Source organism: Bradyrhizobium sp. BR14999 (genome assembly GCF_056106085.1).
On the sequence record NZ_CM148536.1, the window covers coordinates 5088971 to 5106413 of the forward strand.

Here is a 17443-nt window from a genome sequence, read left to right on the forward strand (position 1 = left end):
AGCGCATATGCGCCGCCTTGGAGGGGACATGAAGGCCTGGTATTATCCTAGTATTCTAGAGACCCTCCATCGCGGGAGCGACAGCAATGGCCGACCCACGCCGCGTCGAATTCGGCGATTTCCTCAGGTCCCGCCGCGAAAAGCTGTCGCCGAAATCCGTGGGCCTTCCGGCGGGCCGCCGGCGGCGCACCGCGGGGCTGCGGCGTGAGGAGGTCGCGCAACTCGCTGGTATCGGCGTCGACTGGTACATCCGCCTCGAACAGGGCCGCACCGTCAGCCCCTCGGTCACCACCGTCGACGCACTCGCCCGCGCGCTGCGGCTCAGCAAGACCGAGCACGCCCATTTGAAGGCGCTGGCACGCGACGGCGCAAGGGCCGCCTTCGTGCCCGAGATCGTGCCGCCGCCCATCCGGCGGATGATCGAGAGTTTGACGCAGCCGGCCTACATCACCGGCCGGCGCTGGGACGTGCTGGCCTGGAACGCGGCGGCCGAGGAGGTCTTTGGCTTCGGACAGCTGCCGGAGCAGGATCGCAATACGCTGCTCCTGGTGTTGACGAACAAGCAGACGCGAAAATTCTACGGCGCAGGCTGGACCGATGTTGCCAAGAGCATGGTCGCGATGTTCCGCGCCACTCACGACGTCTGGGCCGGCGATCCCGCCTTCATCGAGTTGCTCACGCGACTGCGCCAGGGCAGTCCGGAATTCGTCAAATGGTGGGAGGCGCACGAGATCCGCAGTACCGCCTCGGGCCTGAAGACCATGAACCATCCGACCAAGGGCGTGCTCCGGTTCGAGCACACGAGCTTTCAGGCCAACGACGATCCCGCGCTGAAGCTCGTGATTTATACGCCGGTGTAAGACACAGAGACATCAAGGCCGACGCGTCTGCTGTCGAGAGGCCGGAGACGTTGCTGGTCAATTTGGACTGAACCGCCGTAACGGGGAGTGGACATCTCGAAGGGCGCAGAGAAGCGGATCAAGGACTTGACCGTAACCACTCCGAGAAGGCCCGGATGGTTCGCGCGCGCGGATGGCCCGGCTTGCTGACCACATGGAAGCCGTAGCCAGGCAAGCTCAACTTGAACGCCTTCACGAGCGTACCAGCTGCGAGGTCGTGTGCCACGAGCACATCACTGAAAACCCCGACTCCCTGCCCGGCGATCACCGCCTCGATGGCATGCAGTTCCTCCCGGAAACTCAGGTGCTGCACGTCCTTGAACTGGGGCACCTCGCGCCACCTGCGCTGAGCCGCGGCGAGCCATCTCTGCCATGTCGGCGGCTCACGATCGGCCGGCGACCAATAGGAGTGGATCAGAACGTGGTTGGCAAGGTCGACTGGTCTCTTGAGGTGCTCCGTTGCAAGCAAACGCGGACTGCACACCGGCCAGAATGTATCGCTGAAGAGATCATCGACGATTCCGTCTGTCGGCCGTGCCCGGCTAGTCGCATAGCGAATGGCGACATCGCCATCTCCGGCCTGCAGATCGAGCACTGAGTCAGTGCCGATGACTTCCAGTGGCACATCGGGATGCAGCTTCCGCCACAGGGGCAGGCGGGGCACGAGCCAGCGGCTGGCAAAAGCATTGGTTGTCGTCACCCGGAGAGGCTGTTGGTCGCCTTCCTGCCTGACGGCCGCAATGGCCGCGGCGAACACCTCGAGGCCGCCACGAATGGCGGGGAAAAGCCGCGCTCCGGCATCGGTCAGCGAGAGAGGCCGTGGTCTGCGGCGGAACAGAGCGCGACCACAATACTGCTCGAGCAACCCGATCTGGTGGCTGATCGCCGTTGGCGTGACGCCGAGTTCCGCCGCCGCCTTCTTGAAGCTCAGATGGCGGGCGGCAGCTTCAAAAGCGCGCAGCTCGATCAGGGGCGGCAGCTTGTACATGCCGCCAGTCTAGGTGAAATCAGTTCATCGTCACCTGAAATCTTCGGATTTGCTCCAAGACAGCCCACGATCGAGGATATGGCGGGTCAAGCTGAGGAGACATATCATGTCGTCCATCGCATCTGTCGCCAGCGCTGCCGCCGACCTCAACGCCTCGTTCGGAGGACAACTGCTCAAGCCGGGGGACGAGGGCTACGAGGAGGCGCGAAAGATCCACAACGGGCTGGTCGACAAACGGCCGGCATTGATTGCCAGGTGTCGCAGTGTGTCCGATGTCGTGGATGCCGTCGTTCTTGCGACCAAGCTCGGCCTCGAGGTCGCGGTTCGCGGCGGCGGCCATAATGTGGCAGGTCGCGCGACCATCGACGGCGGTATCATGATCGACCTCTCGCCCATGAAGGGCGTCCGGGTCGACCCTGTCGGCAAGACGGTGTGGGCGCAGGGCGGGGTCACGTGGGGCGAGCTTAATCGCGAAACACAACTTCATGGGCTTGCGGTCACCGGCGGCGTGATCTCGACCACCGGGATCGCCGGGCTGACGCTCGGCGGAGGACTGGGTTGGCTGATGGGCAAGTACGGCCTCGCACTGGACAATTTGCGGGCCGTCGAACTCGTCGCCGCCGACGGCAAGGTTTTGCGGGCCAGCAAGCAAGAGGAGCCTGATCTGTTCTGGGCGATCCGCGGCGGCGGCGGAAACTTCGGGATCGCCACCAGTCTCGAATATGATCTCCATATGGTCGGGCCAATCATCACGGGCGGTCCGATCGTCCACCCCATCGAGCGCTCACGCGACGTGCTCGAATTCTTCCGGGCCAGCACGCGATCGCTCGCGGACGAGCACATGTTGTTCGCATCCCTGACCCATGCGCCCGATGGGTCCGGCACGGAGGTCGCAGTCCTGGTCACCAGCCACTGCGGTCCGGTGGCGGAGGCCGAACGAGCGATGCGACCGCTGAAACAGTTCGGGGCTCCGATCCTCGATGCAGTGGGACCGATGCCCTATTGCGACCTCAACCGCATGCTCGACGCCAACTATCCGAAAGGCGCCTTCAACTATTGGAAATCGAACTTCCTGAGGGAACTGAGTGATGGTGCGATTGCGACCATGATCGAATGTTTCGCGCGCTGCCCGACTCCCATGGGGCAGCTGCTTCTTGAACACATCCACGGTGCGGCGGCCCGTATCGATGCCGGGGACACGGCATTTCCGCATCGGCAGGAGGGCTACAATTTCTTGATTCTCGCGCAGTGGATGCAGCCCAGCGATACGAGCCGCTGCATCTCCTGGGCACGCGAAACCCATGAAAGGATGCGACCCTTCTTTGCCTCCGGCCGCTATGTCAATTATCTCGATGATGACGAGACAGGCGATCCCGTCGCGGCTGCCTATGGACCGAACTACCGGCGCCTGCAGCGGATCAAGGCGAAATACGACCCGATGAACTTCTTCCGCATGAACCAGAACATCCGGCCGCTCGCCTGATTGCCGGCCGAGGATTTCGTCGCTCTCATTCTGTTCAGGATGTCGGTCGAAGGCGCTACGTTCCGGCCCGGTTCGACGGTTGGCCGGGCGTGCTGATCCCCGGGGAGGATTCGAGAATGGCTGTCGTGTGCCGACCGGCTCGCATGGACGACTTGGCGAGAGCCGACGAGATCGTGGTCGCCAGCATCAATGAACTCACTGAGAGGCGGGGCTTTGGCAAGATGGCATCCTCCCGCCCGCAGAATTTTCAGGCCTTCTCGCTCACGGACGATCCCGAAGGTTTATGGGTCGCCGATGACGACGGAGAACTCGTCGGCTTCGCGTGGAGTTGGGTTTGTGGCGAGCTTTGGTTTCTGGCGCAGCTGTTCGTGGCCCCAGATCGCCAGAGCGACGGCATTGGCAATCAACTCATCAGCAAGATGTTTGCTCACGCAGAGAAGCGCGGAGCATCCGTCAAAGCGCTGATCACCTTCACGTTCAACAACGTGTCTCAAGGCCTCTACATTCGCCACGGACTGTTCCCGCGCTGTCCGATCTACATGGTCAGCGTGCCTCGTGACCGACTGGCGTCGCGGTTGGCTGAGCCGCGGCTTCGTCTTGAATCTCTCACGGCCAAGACGGCCGGGTTGGATGAGCTGGCGCCCATTGATATCAGTGCACTCGGTGTTTCCAGGGAGAAGCATCATCGATATCTCCTGGGCGACAGCCAGACGAGCGGGTTCACCATCCACGCCGGCAGTGAGTGCGTCGGGTATGTCTATATTTCGGATGGACACATTGGCCCGCTTGCAGTCTGCCGGCCAGATCTCATGGGCTCGGCGTTTGCTGCTGCGTTATCGTTCGCGGCGCAGAGCGATGTTCCGACCATTTCGGCCTTCGTGCCGGGCGCGAGCGAGTCAGCGCTCAAGGCGGCGACCGACCACGGGATGCGCCTGACGTTCCCGATGTTGCTGATGTCGAATCGACAGTTCGGAGATTGGGGCAGCTACCTCCCGCGCAATCCGGGTTTCATGTAGTTCAATCCAGATGCGTTGAACGTGGCGTCGTAGGTAGCGGCCTCACCCGGATGGATACAGGGCTCATCGATCCTGCGCAGCTTGGTGCCGACTGTTGCGATCACGCCGTGATCGCCACCCGAAGCGGAGCTTTGATCGTCACGCTGGCCGGTGAAGGTTACCGAACTCATAGTCGGATCACGTAATACGGTCGATGATCTGAAGGAGCCGATCACAGGACGCCTCGATCCTCTTTAGTGGAGATGTCGCGACGCCCAGCAACAGTCCCGGGCGCGCCGAAGCCCTCGACGCATACCAGAGCGATAGCGGCGTAGGCGCCAGTCCAAGCGGTGCTGCTTCCTTGGCGATGGCAAGATCGGCTGCTCCCTTCGGCAACCGCAGGACAGCCGCCAATCCGGCAATCGCAACATTTGCAGTGCGCGGGCGAAGGTATTTCAGCAATGCATCGCCTTGCGCTGCGTAGACCCGCTTGGTGCGCCGAAGATGCCGGAGATAATGGCCGTCGCGCATGAAATCGGCGGTCGCGAGCTGCACCGCTGGCCCGGGCGCCGGCGCGAGGCACGCCGCAGTTTCGGCAAACCGCGACGCCAGTGCGGCCGGTGCAACCACAAAGCCGAGCCGCAAGGCAGGGGTTATGGTCTTGCTGAAGGAGCCGATGTGAGTGACGCGGCCGACGCGATCGAGGGAGGCGAGCGCCGGCGTGGCTCGGCCCTTGAGCTGAAGCTCGCTCAGATAATCATCCTCGATCACCCACGCCTTGTTTTGGGTCGCCCAGTCGAGCAGGCGTGAGCGTCTTGCCAGCGACAGCGTGAATCCGAGCGGCGCCTGCTGCCCTGGTGTCACGACAACCAGTGCCGCATCAGGCGCATGTTTCAGGCCGAAGTCGACATCGATGCCGTCAGCGTCAACCGGGATCGGCGCGATCGACAATCTCGCAAGCTCGAGGCCGCGCCGCGTAAAGGGAAAGCCGGGATTCTCCACCCAGACTTTCTTCTGCTCGAGACCAAGGACACGGAGCGCCAGACCAAGCCCGCCGCTAAAGCCGCTGGTGATGATGATCTGGGACGGCGCGCATTCGATCCCGCGCGCCAGCGCAAGGTAGGCCGCGATCTCGCGCCGCAACTCCAACTCGCCGCGCGGGTCAGGGTAAATCGCCGGCGCGCTCACCTGAACGCGAACCGCCTGCGCGCGCATCCTCGCCAGCAGCGTGGCAGGAAGGGTCTCCTGCGCAGGCACGCCCATCTGGAAGATCGCCGGCCCTGCGGTGAGTTCCTGGTACATCTCCATGAATGAGCCGGGGGCCGGGGCTTTGTCCCGCCGAACGGGGAAGGACGGCCGGTCCACGACATGCGTGCCTGTGGCGCGGGCTGCAACGATCAGTTGGGCGGATGAGAGCTTTTCATACGCCGAACGCACGGTGCCGCGCGCAACGCCGAGCTGGGCCGCCAAATCCTGCCATGAGGGCAGGCGAGCGCCCGGGGCGAGCACACCGCTCTCGATGGCAGCTCTGATCCCCCTGTGGATCTGCTCCGCCAGTGGCGTCTTTGCGGATCGATCGAGCTCCAGCCGCAGCGGTTTGGTCATGCATCATAGTACACAAGTTTTGTACGTTTTTGGTACTTTTTTGTGGACCAGGGCAGGGGCACCTAAGGGGGCGAAGGGAGCGTTTCATCCCCCTGATCATCAAGGAGAAAGCAGATGAGTGAACGTCTCAACTACAACCACATCGCGCCGGCAGGCGCGAAGGCGCTGGGCGGCGTCTACGGCTACGTCATGCAGAGCGGACTGCCTGCGACACTGGTCACCCTGGTCTATCTCCGCGTGTCGCAGATCAACAACTGCGCCTATTGTTTGGACATGCACACCCGCGACCTGCTCAAGAGCGGCGTGAAGATTGAAAAGCTCGCGCTGGTCCAGGCGTGGGCCGAGGCGGGCAATCTCTTCGACGAACGCGAGCGCGCGGCCCTCGCCTGGGCCGAGACGGTGACCCGCGTCGCCGAGACCAACGTTCCGGATGAAGCCTATCAAGCCGCCCGCAAGGTCTTCAGCGAGCGCGAGCTGGTCGATCTCACGATCGCGATCAGCTTGATGAATGCGTACAATCGCATGTCGATCAGCTTCCGAAAGACGCCACAGGCTGCGCTCGAGAATGCAGCCTGACCGCGAAGGGCATCATCAGCCGAAACAGAAACCAGGAGCCTGAAAATGACGAGCGTGATTTCTGGCGTCAAGATTCCCGACAGCCGATTGGCGCGCGAAGCCACCGAGCTGGTACGCAGTTACGAAGACGAGATGTTGTTCAACCATTCGGTTCGCGTCTATGTGTTCGGCGCGATCAAAGGGCTGCGTCAGAAGCTGAAGTTCGATTCCGAGCTGCTCTATGTCGCAGCGCTGTTTCACGATCTCGGCCTCATCGATCACTACCACACCGAGACCAAGCGATTTGAGGTCGACGGCGCAGACGCCGCGCGCGACTTTCTGCAAGCGCGCGGCATTGCCGAACCGCAGGCCGATCTGGTGTGGGAAGCGATCGCGCTGCACACCACCCCCGGCATTCCGCAATATATGAGGCCGGAGATCGGTCTCACCAACGCAGGGGTTCTGGTGGACGTCGTCGGTGTTGGATATGACGAGTACACACCGGAGCAGCGCGACCAGGTAATCACTGCGTTCCCCCGCGGTGACTTCAAGAACGAGTTCCTGAAGGTGCAGACCTGCTCAGCCCTGAAGAAGCCGCAGACGACGTTCGGGACGGTCAATTTCGACTACATCGAAGATCACGACCCCAGCTTCCGCAAACCAAACGCATGTACGCGCATCCGCAACACGCCCTGGCAGAGCTAAGGAGACGCCAGGCCGCCGGATCGTTGGGATCATTCGGCGGCACGGCTCGATCGGCGAGGGGGCGTCGGTTTCCTTGATGGGAAATATGGGTTCACGACGCAGCTCGCCGAACGCCCAACGGCGAGATATCTGCACTGCTCAAGCGAGCCATAGCGGCAGTCGAAATAGCCGACGGGACCGTAGATCTGCATGCAGACCGGATAGCGCGGATCATAAGTCTGCGCGTGCGCAGGCGCGCTCGCAAGGAGCATGCCGGCTGCGATGAGCGTAGGCCACGCGCGGCGCATCTCAGCGCGACAGGAAATAGCCTGATGAAGAGCCTGGCGTCTGCGCGCGCGGACGATTTTGATAGGCGTAGGGATCATCGCTCTGGCCTGCGAAGAACGGATTGGCGATGCAGGTCAGCGCGCGACCCGATGCGCTCGCCTGACACTGCGCGTAGCTATCGAACCTGCAATTGCTCAGCCCCGGCCATTCGTCGCCGGTGAGACAGAATGGATGATTCTTGCCGAAGGCGAGCGCCGGCGTGCTTGCGTTGAGCGCGAGCGCAAATGTGGCGAGTGCGAGCGAAAATGTGGCGACAATGGGGAAAGCAATTCGGGCTCGCATCTGGATTTTCCAATCACGCGAATGTGCGCGCGACGTTGTTACGCGCGCATGCAGTTTATGTCGTGTAGTCGACATTGGAACTGCTGAAAACACTTGTTTCAAAGGGTTTCCAGCGCGCTCTGCTAAATCTTCATTAATGAAGCGCGGCCCTTTGGCCCTAACTGTTGCGTCGAAGTTACAGCAATTCCGTCGATCGCTGATATGACGACCCACGGCCCGGGGGCCTACTGAAGAAACTGGAACGGGAATCAAATGAAGAAGAATTTGTTGCTTGCCGCTGTCAGCCTGATCGCGCTCAGCGCGGCTGCGCCGGCGGTGGCTGCTGACCTCGCGGCGCGGCCCTACACCAAAGCTCCGCCGGCGGCGATTGCCGCAGTCTACGACTGGAGCGGCTTCTATATCGGCATCAACGGCGGTGGCGGTTCGGCTCGCACCACTTGGGATTTCGTTGGCGTCGGCCGCGAAGGTTCGCACGATGCGACCGGCGGCACGGTCGGTGGTCAGATCGGCTATCGCTGGCAGTCCGGCCAGTTCGTGTTCGGCGTGGAAGGCCAGGGCAACTGGGCCGACTTCTCCGGCGACAATGTCAGCGCGCTGTTCGCCACCCGCAACCGCACCAAGATCGACGCGTTCGGCCTGATCACCGGCCAGGTCGGTTATGCCTGGAACAACGTCCTGCTCTACGTCAAGGGCGGTGCGGCTGTGGTCAGCGACAAGTACGAGATCTCCGACCTCGGCGGCGGGCTGCTCGCGTCGACCAGCGACACCCGCTGGGGTGGTACTGTTGGTGCCGGCCTCGAGTACGGCTTCGCGCCGAACTGGTCGGTTGGCGTCGAGTACAACCACATCTTCCTGGCCGACAAGGACGTGACGTTCGCCGGCTTCGCTGGCACGGAGCGCATCCGTCAGGACGTCGACATGGGCCTCGTCCGCCTGAACTACAAGTTCGGCGGCATGCCTATCGCGCGCTACTGAGACTGATCGCTCAATTCGAGCGACGTCGAAAGCCCCGGCCTTGCGCCGGGGCTTTTTTATTGTTCGAGTTCAACAAGTTAACCATGCCCTTGCGGAATAGTTTAGACGACTTGACTCCTGAGAACGAAATGAGAACAATGTTCTTCATACGTTCTAGCAAGGGAGCGAGATATGTTCAGGGTTTTCGTGGAAGAAGCGGCTGCACTGGCGTCGATCACGCTGTTCGTCGGGATGATCGCGATCTGGGCCCAGGTGATTCCGCAGCTCTGAGGAGGCGCGGTTGGGGAAAAGCGGGACGACGCGGCGGATTGGCCGCTCCGGCGTGGACTCTCGCGGCGCCACACCCCACCATCGGGAGGCGAGTCGGCCGGCGAGTGCATCATGCCTTGAGGAGCTGGCGACCGCTCCACTTCATCTGCAAGAGGCCGTTACGCGACCATGCCGAGCGCCGGATTTGTCCACCTTCACGTTCACTCGGCCTATTCGCTGCTCAAGGGCTCGATCAAGATCGCCAAGCTTGCCGAGCTCGCCAAGAAGGACCACCAGCCGGCCTTGGCGCTGACCGACACCGACAACATGTTCGGTGCGCTGGAGTTCTCCGACAAAATGGCGGGATCCGGCATCCAGCCGATCGTCGGCTGCGAGCTCGCGATCGATTTCGGCGACCAGGATCCGAACGCGCGCAACGCGCTGGGGCCGTCGCGCGTGGTGCTGCTGGCGGCGCAGGAGCGCGGCTATCGCAGCCTGATGCGGCTGAACTCGCGGGCGTTCCTGGAGACGCCCGACACCCATGCCTCCCACATCAAGTTCGACTGGCTCGAAGGCGAGACCGAGGGGCTGATCGCGCTCACCGGCGGTCCGGACGGACCGATCTCGCTGGCGCTTGCCACCGGGCAGGCCGAAATTGCGGCGTTGCGGTGCGAGCGTCTCGCCAGCCTGTTCGGCGACCGCCTCTACATCGAATTGCAGCGCCACAACACCGACAAGGAACGCCGCATCGAGAGCGGCCTGATCGACATCGCCTATGCCAAAGGCCTGCCGCTGGTCGCGACCAACGAGCCATATTTCGCCGCGACCGACGATTACGAGGCGCACGATGCGCTGTTGTGCATCGCCGGCGGGCGACTGATCGCCGAGACCGAGCGCGAGCAGCTCACGCCTGATCATCGTTTCAAGACCCGCGCCGAGATGGCGGTGCTGTTCGCCGACATTCCGGAGGCGCTGGCCTCGACGGTGGAGATCGCCGAGCGCTGCTCGTTCCGACCGATGACGCGCAAGCCGATCCTGCCGTTCTTCACCGTCGGCGCCGCATCGAGCTCGGATGCGGGCGCAGTCGAGGCCGCCGAATTGAAGCGCCAGGCGGAGGAGGGGCTCGCCAACCGCCTGCGCGTGCACGGCCTGTCGCAGGGCACGACGGAGGAGACATACGCCAAACGGCTTGCCTTCGAGCTCGACGTCATCATGCGCATGAAATACGCGGGCTACTTCCTGATCGTGTCGGACTTCATCAAATGGGCAAAGTCGCAAGGCATTCCGGTCGGGCCGGGCCGCGGCTCCGGCGCAGGCTCGCTGGTCGCGTGGGCGCTCACCATCACCGATCTCGATCCGATCAAGTTCGGCCTGCTGTTCGAGCGCTTCCTCAATCCCGAGCGCGTCTCGATGCCGGACTTCGACATCGACTTCTGCCAGGACCGCCGCGGCGAGGTGATCCAGTACGTGCAGCAGCGCTACGGCCGCGACCAGGTCGCGCAGATCATCACCTTCGGTACGCTGCAGGCGCGCGGCGTGCTGCGCGACGTCGGCCGCGTGCTGCAGATGCCCTACGGCCAGGTCGACAAACTCACAAAACTGGTGCCGCAGAATCCCGCTGCGCCGGTGACCCTGGCCGCCGCGATCGAGAGCGAGCCAAAACTCCAGGCGTTCCGCGACGAAGACCCGGTGGTGGCGCGCGCCTTCGACATCGCCCAGCGCCTCGAAGGCCTGACCCGTCACGCCTCTACCCATGCGGCCGGCATCGTGATCGGCGATCGCCCCTTGAGCGAGCTCGTGCCGCTCTACCGCGATCCCAAATCCGACATGCCGGTGACCCAGTTCAACATGAAATGGGTCGAGCCGGCGGGCCTCGTCAAATTCGACTTCCTCGGCCTGAAGACGCTGACCGTGCTCGACGTTGCTTGCAAGCTGCTCAAGCCGCGCAATATCCACGTCGATCTGGCGACGCTGCCGATCGACGATGCCGAGAGCTACCAGATGCTGGCGCGCGGCGACGTGGTCGGTGTGTTCCAGGTTGAAAGCCAGGGCATGCGGCGCGCGCTGATCGACATGCGGCCCGACCGTTTCGAGGACATCATCGCGCTGGTGGCGCTCTATCGCCCGGGTCCGATGGCGAACATTCCGACCTATTGCGCGCGTAAGCACGGCGACGAGGAGCCGGAATATCTGCACCCCGTGCTGGAGCCGATCCTGAAAGAGACCTTCGGCGTCATCATCTACCAGGAACAGGTGATGCAGATCGCGCAGGTGATGTCGGGCTATTCGCTCGGCGATGCCGACCTGTTGCGCCGCGCCATGGGCAAGAAGATCCGCGCCGAGATGGACAAGCAGCGCGACATCTTCGTCGCGGGCGCGGTGAAGAACGGCGTGCCGAAGGCGCAGGCCGAGACCATCTTCGAGCTGCTGGCGAAGTTCGCCGATTACGGCTTCAACAAGAGCCACGCGGCGGCCTATGCGCTGGTGTCCTATCACACCGCCTACATGAAGGCGCATTATCCGGTGGAGTTCATCGCGGCGTCGATGACGCTCGATCTCAACAACACCGACAAGCTTTCCGAATTCCGCTCCGAGGCGCAGCGCCTCGGCATCAAGGTCGAGCCGCCGAACATCAATCGCTCGGGCGCGACCTTCGATGTCGGCGAGAAGACGATCTACTACGCGCTCGCCGCGCTGAAGGGCGTCGGCATCCAGGCGATCGACCAGATCATCGAGGAGCGCACGAAGAACGGTCTCTTCACCTCGCTTGCCGACTTCGCCGCGCGGGTCAATCCGCGCGCGATCAACAAGCGCATCATCGAGAGCCTCGCCGCCGCCGGCGCCTTCGACACGCTGGAGCCGAACCGGGCGCGCGTCTTCGCCGGCGCGGACTCGATCCTCGCCGCCTGCCAGCGCGCGCACGAGGCCGCCACCATCGGCCAGAACGACATGTTCGGCGGTTCGGCGGATGCGCCCAGCATCATGTTGCCGCAGGTCGAGCCGTGGCTGCCGGCCGAGCGGCTGCGCCGCGAATATGACGCGATCGGCTTCTTCCTGTCGGGACATCCGCTGGACGATTACGCCACGGTGCTGAAGCGCCTGCGCGTGCAGAGCTGGGCCGAGTTCTCGCGCGCGGTGAAGACCGGCGCCACCGCCGGCAAGGTCGCGGCCACCGTGGTCTCGCGCATGGAGCGGCGCACCAAGACCGGCAACAAGATGGGCATCATGGGCCTGTCCGATCCGACCGGCCATTTCGAGGCGGTGCTGTTCTCCGAGGGCCTCGCGCAATATCGCGACGTGCTGGAGCCGGGCGCCGCCGTGCTGCTCCAGCTCGGCGCCGAGCTCCAGGGCGAGGACGTCCGCGCCCGCGTGCTGCATGCCGAGCCGCTGGATGACGCCGCCGCCAAGACGCAAAAGGGCTTGCGCATCTTCCTGCGCGACACCAAGCCGCTGGAATCGATCGCCAAGCGTCTCGCCGGACCCGAGATGGCGCCCGCGAACGGTGCCGCGCCAAAGATCGGCAGCCCGGGCATCGCGCCGCGCTCCAACGGCGACGGCGAGGTCTCGCTGGTGATGATGCTCGACCTCGAGACCGAGGTGGAGATGAAGCTGCCCGGCCGCTTCAAGGTCTCGCCGCAGATCGCCGGCGCGATCAAGGCGGTCGCGGGTGTGGTGGACGTGCAGCAGCTCTAAGACCCGGTCTGCGCGATCCACACAGTGGTCGTGGGATGTTGTTGCAACCTGTCGCTGATTCCAGCTAGCATGCACCCCGGGGAATGGGCTGGGGTGTGCGATGCTGCGACGGGGCGCGTTGTTGTTGGCCGTTGGTGCGATGCTGGTGGGCTGTGTCAGCGATCAGGTCGGAACCGACTTTGCCTCTGTGTCGAAAAAGGTCGGGCCACCGCGCGCCGGGCACTCGCGCGTCGTCCTGCTCCAGGACAAGAGGAATGGCCTCAGCATGGCGATCTGCGCCTGTGAGGTGAAGCTCGACGGTGCGCCGCTCGGCAAAGTCGTGGCTGGGAAATACGCCTATGCCGATCGGCCGGCGGGTCGCCACGAATTGCTGGTGACGGAGCTGATGTTTCCGGGCGACACCAAGCGCGAGATCGTGATGGAAGCCGGCCGGACGCACTTCTACCTCATCAAGAGCAGCCCCAGGCACGACGCCGCGACCGGCGGCGCGATCGTAGGCGGCTTGGCCGGGCTTGCCGTCGTTTCCGTGGCGACAGCAGGAGACGCCAATCCCGGGCCGGCCGAACTCGTTGCGCTGGACGAGGCGACCGCGCGGACGAAGCTCGCCGAGCTGCAAGCTGTGGAGTGAGGTGCGCTGCACGACGATCCGATCGCACAGGGTAGCGACTTGAAGGAGCCTTGCGCCGTTTCGAAGCTGACTTGAGGCTGACTTGAGGGTGATCTGGAGCTGACGGCAGCAGCGGCGTGGCCATGCCACCGCCTCAATCCGAGCTTTTCGTTCAACCGCCGTTCAGCCGGCTGCGCGCTTCATGCGTGGTGGCACCTCAACAACAATAGCGGGCAAGCAAGCCATGCGTGGGACGCTCAAAGTCTTCATTTGCCTTCTCCTGCCGATCGTGGCCCTTGCCGCCGGCGCGCCGGGACCCGTGCGCGCCCAGCAGCAGGAAAAGCGCATCGCGCTCGTGGTCGGCAATGGCGCCTATGCCAAATCGCCGCTGGCGACCACTGCGAACGATGCCGGCCTGATTGCGCAAACGCTGCAAGCGGCGGGCTTCGACGTCGTCGGCGCACGCGATCTCGACGGCGATACGCTGCGCAAGAGTTTTCGCGATTTCATCCAGAAGGCGCAGGCCTCCGGCCCCGGCACCGTCGCGATGATCTATCTTGCCGGCTACGGCGTGCAGCTTGCCGGCGAGAACTATTTCATCCCGGTCGATTCCAACATCACCCGCGACACCGACATCCCGACCGAGGCCTTGCGCGTCAGCGACTATGTCCGCCAGCTCGCCGCCATTCCGCTCAAGGCCAACATCGTCGTGCTCGATGCGGCCCGCGCGCAGCCCTTCATCGAAGGCGGCCAACCGATCGCGAGTGGCCTCGCGCTGGTCGAGCCCGAGGCGAACATGCTGATCGCCTTCAATGCGGCGCCCGGCACGGTGGCGCCGGAAGAGCCGGGCCCCTACGGCATCTATGCGCAGTCACTTGCCGAGATGATCCGCACCGGCGGCCTGCCGCTGCCCGAGGTGTTCGATCGCGTCCGCCTGCGCGTCAACGAGGCCAGCAAGGGCGCGCAGGTGCCCTGGAACGAGCAGAAGATCACCGCCCCATTTTCGTTCTTCGAGCGTGGGCCGGACGCGCCACCGCCGGAGGCCGCGCCCGACCAGGTTGCCGCGATCCGCAGCAAGCCGATCCGCGATCTCGGCGTGCAGGATGCTTATGCCGCCGCGCTCGAGCGCGACACGCTGCCGGCCTATGAGGAATTTCTCGCGGCCTATCCGAATGATCCGCTCGCAAAGCGCGTGATGGCGATCGTCGCGGCGCGCCGCGAAGCCATCACCTGGCGGCGGACCTACCGCACCGACACGCCCGAAGCGTACTGGTCGTATCTGCGCCGCTATCCGCGCGGCCCGCATGCGGCGGATGCGCGCCGGCGCCTTGCGATCCTCACCGCGCCGGCCGAGCCGCCGCCGAGCTTTGCGATGATCGACTACGACGTGCCGCCACCGCCGCCGGAGGAGGTGGTCTATGTCGATCGCCCGGTGCTGTATTTCAGTGACCCTGATTTTGGCTTCGCGCCGCCACCGCCGCCGCCGGTCTACTATCTGCCGCCGCCGCCGCCGGATTTCGTCGTGCTGCCGCCGCCGCTGCCCGTGGTCGGCCTGTTCGTGCTGCCGCAGCCGGTGTTCGTGCCGATCCCGGCGTTCGTCCAGCCGCCGGTCTATGTCGCGCCGCCGCCGAACAACATCATCTACCAGAACATCCACAACACCACGGTCATCAATACCGTGATCAACCGTCCGCCAGCCGCGCCGACGGGCGCGGCGCCTGCGCCGGGCAATCTGGCGCCAGCCGTTGCCGGACGCGCTAATCCGGCAGGTCCAGCGGTGCCACAGGCCGTCGTCCAGCGCGCTGCCCTGATCCAGCAGGGCAAGGCGCCGATGCCACCGAGTGCGAGCATCCAGCCGACGGCTAGACCTACGGCTAGACCTGGAGCGCCTGCCGCGACGCCGGCGAATGTCGCTCCGACTGTTGCGCCAACCGCTGCGCCGCAGACCAGGCTGCCGCAGGCCAACACGCTGCCGGTCCCCGGCGCTCACGGCGGCCCACCGGCGCCGCCCGCGGGGGCAGGGCCTCTGCCGGGGGGAAGGCCCGTGCCGCCGACGGCGACTGCACCCGGTGCGCCGTCGCCGACCCATCCGGGGGCGCCGACGACTGCTGCGCCCGGCACAACACCGCCGGCTCATTCCGGTGCGCCAACGGCTGTCGCGCCAGGGACGGCTGCGCCTACCGCGACGAGCCCGGCCGCCAGACCCGGCCAACCGCCGAAGCCGCCGGTGGCACAGACCTCACCGGCGGCCGGCCCTGCGGATCACGCCAAATCCGCGACCCGCGAGCCGGCCAGCTTGCCGCCGCCAGCGGCGGGTGGGCACGGCACGCCTCCGACCACCGCCGGCAGACCGGTCACGCCGCCACCCTCGGCCGCGCGCGAGCCGATCAAGCCGCCGAATCATCCGTCGGCTGCGCCGGCGCAGGCTGCCCGGCCGTCCGCACCGCCACCGCGGCCGCAAGCCGTGGCACGACCGACGCCTCCGCCGCCGGCCGCCGTCGCGCGCCCGGCACCGCCGCCTCCGCCGCGTGTCGCATCGCCTCCACCGGCACGGGTGGCTCCGCCCGTGGCGGCTGCGCGGCCGGCGCCGCCTCCGCCGGTCGCAAGGCCAGCGCCGCCGCCGATGGCACGGCCCGCGCCGCCGCCGCCGGTGGCTCGGCCGGCACCACCGCCGCCGCCCCGGATGGCCGTCGCGCCTCCGCCACCGCCGCGCCCGGCAGCGCCTCCGCCACACCCCGCGGCTCCGCCGCCGGCGGCAAAGAAGTGCCCGCCGAACCAGCCGAAGTGCTAAGGCACGGCCCGATCTCTCTAAAAGGGGCCTCTCGCGGGCGAAAACCGCCCCCCGAAAGGCCCTTAATTTCCTTGCTTCTGGCCGAAATGGCGCTATATAGCGCGCCATCTCACACGGAAACATGGCTCAAAAGGCCGTCCGGTGGCAACCGGGGCGAGAACGCTCCGTTTTGCTCACACGTTTCCGGAGGAACCAACCGGAGAATTAGAACGATGGCGCTACCTGATTTCACCATGCGTCAGCTGCTCGAAGCTGGCGTGCACTTTGGTCACCAGTCTCACCGCTGGAATCCGAAAATGGCACCGTTCATTTTCGGCACCCGCAACAACATCCACATCGTCGACCTCGCCCAGACCGTGCCGATGCTGCACCAGGCCCTCCAGGCCGTCAGCGACACGGTTGCCAAGGGCGGCCGCATCCTGTTCGTCGGCACCAAGCGCCAGGCGCAGGACGGCGTTGCGGACGCAGCCAAGCGCTGCGCGCAGTATTTCGTCAATTCGCGCTGGCTCGGCGGCACGCTGACCAACTGGAAGACGATCTCGGCCTCGATCAAGCGCCTGCGTCACCTCGACGACGTGCTGTCGGGCGGCGAAGCCAATTCCTACACGAAGAAGGAGCGCCTGACGCTGCAGCGCGAGCGCGACAAGCTCGATCGTTCGCTCGGTGGCATCAAGGACATGGGCGGTCTGCCCGACCTGATCTTCGTGATCGACACCAACAAGGAAGACATCGCGATCCAGGAAGCCCAGCGGCTCAACATCCCGGTTGCGGCGATCGTCGACACCAATTCGGACCCCAAGGGCATCACCTATGTGGTGCCGGGCAATGACGACGCCGGCCGCGCGATTTCGCTGTACTGCGATCTCATTGCGCGTGCGGCAATCGACGGCATTTCGCGCGCGCAGGGCGATTCGGGCGTCGACATCGGCGCCTCGGCCCAGCCGCTCGCCGAAGAGCTGCCGGCGCCCTCGTCGAGCGGTTTCCAGGGCCTTGCAGGTCCCCGCGGCACCGCGGACGACCTCAAGAAGCTGCCGGGCGTGTCGGGTGCGATCGAGAAGAAGTTCAACGATCTCGGCATCTTCCACTACTGGCAGCTCGCCGAGCTCGACCACGACACCGCGCACACGATCGGCGAAGAAGTCGGTCTGCCGAGCCGCGCGGATGCCTGGGTGGCCAAGGCCAAGGCGCTGACCGCAGAAGCGGAATAGTCAAAAAGAGCGATGGGTTGGCCGGATAGGATCCGGCCACCATTTCAGTTGACGCGAATTCCTGAGATGGACCGCGGCGGG

The 17443-nt window shown here is 64.8% G+C and carries 14 protein-coding genes; 10 read left to right on the forward strand and 4 right to left on the reverse strand.

What is annotated here, in order from left to right:
• Positions 1 to 86 precede the first annotated feature (86 nt).
• The gene (locus ACR9YP_RS23750; protein WP_474217212.1) at positions 87 to 860 is read left to right on the forward strand and encodes a helix-turn-helix transcriptional regulator; all 774 of its coding nucleotides are present in this window, start codon (positions 87 to 89) and stop codon (positions 858 to 860) included.
• A gap of 118 nt (positions 861 to 978) precedes the next feature.
• On the opposite strand, the gene ACR9YP_RS23755 is transcribed toward ACR9YP_RS23750, so the two are convergent.
• A complete protein-coding gene (locus ACR9YP_RS23755) occupies positions 979 to 1887 on the reverse strand; it encodes a LysR substrate-binding domain-containing protein (RefSeq protein WP_474217213.1) in 909 nt (302 codons plus the stop codon).
• Between the two features lie 106 nt (positions 1888 to 1993).
• Here ACR9YP_RS23755 and ACR9YP_RS23760 point away from each other — a divergent pair, with 106 nt between their 5' ends.
• Positions 1994 to 3370 (forward strand): FAD-binding oxidoreductase, encoded by a 1377-nt coding sequence (locus ACR9YP_RS23760; protein ID WP_370986027.1) that lies wholly within the window; start codon positions 1994 to 1996, stop codon positions 3368 to 3370.
• A 143-nt stretch (positions 3371 to 3513) separates the two neighbouring features.
• A complete protein-coding gene (locus ACR9YP_RS23765) occupies positions 3514 to 4386 on the forward strand; it encodes a GNAT family N-acetyltransferase (RefSeq protein WP_370986028.1) in 873 nt (290 codons plus the stop codon).
• Between the two features lie 177 nt (positions 4387 to 4563).
• Here the strand turns inward: ACR9YP_RS23765 and pdxR are convergent, their stop codons facing one another.
• Positions 4564 to 5970, reverse strand: a complete 1407-nt coding sequence (pdxR, locus tag ACR9YP_RS23770) for a MocR-like pyridoxine biosynthesis transcription factor PdxR (RefSeq protein WP_474217214.1) — start codon at positions 5968 to 5970, stop codon at positions 4564 to 4566.
• 114 nt (positions 5971 to 6084) lie between these two features.
• Between pdxR and ACR9YP_RS23775 the strand changes: the two genes are divergently transcribed.
• Positions 6085 to 6546 (forward strand): carboxymuconolactone decarboxylase family protein, encoded by a 462-nt coding sequence (locus ACR9YP_RS23775; RefSeq protein ID WP_474217215.1) that lies wholly within the window; start codon positions 6085 to 6087, stop codon positions 6544 to 6546.
• Between the two features lie 45 nt (positions 6547 to 6591).
• Positions 6592 to 7230 carry an HD domain-containing protein gene (locus tag ACR9YP_RS23780; protein WP_438108032.1) on the forward strand — a complete coding sequence of 213 codons (639 nt, stop codon included), beginning with the start codon at positions 6592 to 6594 and terminating at the stop codon, positions 7228 to 7230.
• A 29-nt stretch (positions 7231 to 7259) separates the two neighbouring features.
• On the opposite strand, the gene ACR9YP_RS23785 is transcribed toward ACR9YP_RS23780, so the two are convergent.
• Both ACR9YP_RS23785 and ACR9YP_RS23790 read right to left on the reverse strand, forming a co-directional pair.
• Entirely contained in the window at positions 7260 to 7517 is a 258-nt protein-coding gene (locus tag ACR9YP_RS23785; protein WP_370986032.1) for a DUF3551 domain-containing protein, read from the reverse strand.
• 1 nt (position 7518) lies between these two features.
• Positions 7519 to 7839, reverse strand: coding sequence for a DUF3551 domain-containing protein (locus ACR9YP_RS23790; protein ID WP_370986033.1), 321 nt, complete (start codon positions 7837 to 7839; stop codon positions 7519 to 7521).
• Between the two features lie 252 nt (positions 7840 to 8091).
• Between ACR9YP_RS23790 and ACR9YP_RS23795 the strand changes: the two genes are divergently transcribed.
• The 5 genes from ACR9YP_RS23795 to ACR9YP_RS23815 all read left to right on the forward strand — a co-directional run bounded on the left by ACR9YP_RS23795 (position 8092) and on the right by ACR9YP_RS23815 (position 17362).
• The gene (locus tag ACR9YP_RS23795) at positions 8092 to 8814 is read left to right on the forward strand and encodes an outer membrane protein (RefSeq protein ID WP_091885854.1); all 723 of its coding nucleotides are present in this window, start codon (positions 8092 to 8094) and stop codon (positions 8812 to 8814) included.
• Between the two features lie 438 nt (positions 8815 to 9252).
• Positions 9253 to 12756: a DNA polymerase III subunit alpha gene (gene dnaE / locus ACR9YP_RS23800; RefSeq protein ID WP_474217216.1), complete on the forward strand. Its 3504-nt coding sequence runs from the start codon at positions 9253 to 9255 to the stop codon at positions 12754 to 12756.
• A gap of 100 nt (positions 12757 to 12856) precedes the next feature.
• Positions 12857 to 13384, forward strand: coding sequence for a DUF2846 domain-containing protein (locus ACR9YP_RS23805; RefSeq protein ID WP_176945512.1), 528 nt, complete (start codon positions 12857 to 12859; stop codon positions 13382 to 13384).
• 223 nt (positions 13385 to 13607) lie between these two features.
• Positions 13608 to 16154: a caspase family protein gene (locus ACR9YP_RS23810; RefSeq protein WP_474217217.1), complete on the forward strand. Its 2547-nt coding sequence runs from the start codon at positions 13608 to 13610 to the stop codon at positions 16152 to 16154.
• A gap of 212 nt (positions 16155 to 16366) precedes the next feature.
• Entirely contained in the window at positions 16367 to 17362 is a 996-nt protein-coding gene (locus ACR9YP_RS23815) for a 30S ribosomal protein S2 (RefSeq protein WP_370990084.1), read from the forward strand.
• Positions 17363 to 17443 lie beyond the last annotated feature (81 nt).

Bases quoted from the DNA above. Each gene is read 5' to 3' on its own strand.
- ACR9YP_RS23750 (WP_474217212.1), top strand. From the start codon at position 87: ATGGCCGACCCACGCCGCGTCGAATTCGGCGATTTCCTCAGGTCCCGC.
- ACR9YP_RS23755 (WP_474217213.1), bottom strand. From the start codon at position 1,887: ATGTACAAGCTGCCGCCCCTGATCGAGCTGCGCGCTTTTGAAGCTGCC.
- ACR9YP_RS23760 (WP_370986027.1), top strand. From the start codon at position 1,994: ATGTCGTCCATCGCATCTGTCGCCAGCGCTGCCGCCGACCTCAACGCC.
- ACR9YP_RS23765 (WP_370986028.1), top strand. From the start codon at position 3,514: ATGGACGACTTGGCGAGAGCCGACGAGATCGTGGTCGCCAGCATCAAT.
- pdxR (WP_474217214.1), bottom strand. From the start codon at position 5,970: ATGACCAAACCGCTGCGGCTGGAGCTCGATCGATCCGCAAAGACGCCA.
- ACR9YP_RS23775 (WP_474217215.1), top strand. From the start codon at position 6,085: ATGAGTGAACGTCTCAACTACAACCACATCGCGCCGGCAGGCGCGAAG.
- ACR9YP_RS23780 (WP_438108032.1), top strand. From the start codon at position 6,592: ATGACGAGCGTGATTTCTGGCGTCAAGATTCCCGACAGCCGATTGGCG.
- ACR9YP_RS23785 (WP_370986032.1), bottom strand. From the start codon at position 7,517: ATGCGCCGCGCGTGGCCTACGCTCATCGCAGCCGGCATGCTCCTTGCG.
- ACR9YP_RS23790 (WP_370986033.1), bottom strand. From the start codon at position 7,839: ATGCGAGCCCGAATTGCTTTCCCCATTGTCGCCACATTTTCGCTCGCA.
- ACR9YP_RS23795 (WP_091885854.1), top strand. From the start codon at position 8,092: ATGAAGAAGAATTTGTTGCTTGCCGCTGTCAGCCTGATCGCGCTCAGC.
- dnaE (WP_474217216.1), top strand. From the start codon at position 9,253: ATGCCGAGCGCCGGATTTGTCCACCTTCACGTTCACTCGGCCTATTCG.
- ACR9YP_RS23805 (WP_176945512.1), top strand. From the start codon at position 12,857: ATGCTGCGACGGGGCGCGTTGTTGTTGGCCGTTGGTGCGATGCTGGTG.
- ACR9YP_RS23810 (WP_474217217.1), top strand. From the start codon at position 13,608: ATGCGTGGGACGCTCAAAGTCTTCATTTGCCTTCTCCTGCCGATCGTG.
- ACR9YP_RS23815 (WP_370990084.1), top strand. From the start codon at position 16,367: ATGGCGCTACCTGATTTCACCATGCGTCAGCTGCTCGAAGCTGGCGTG.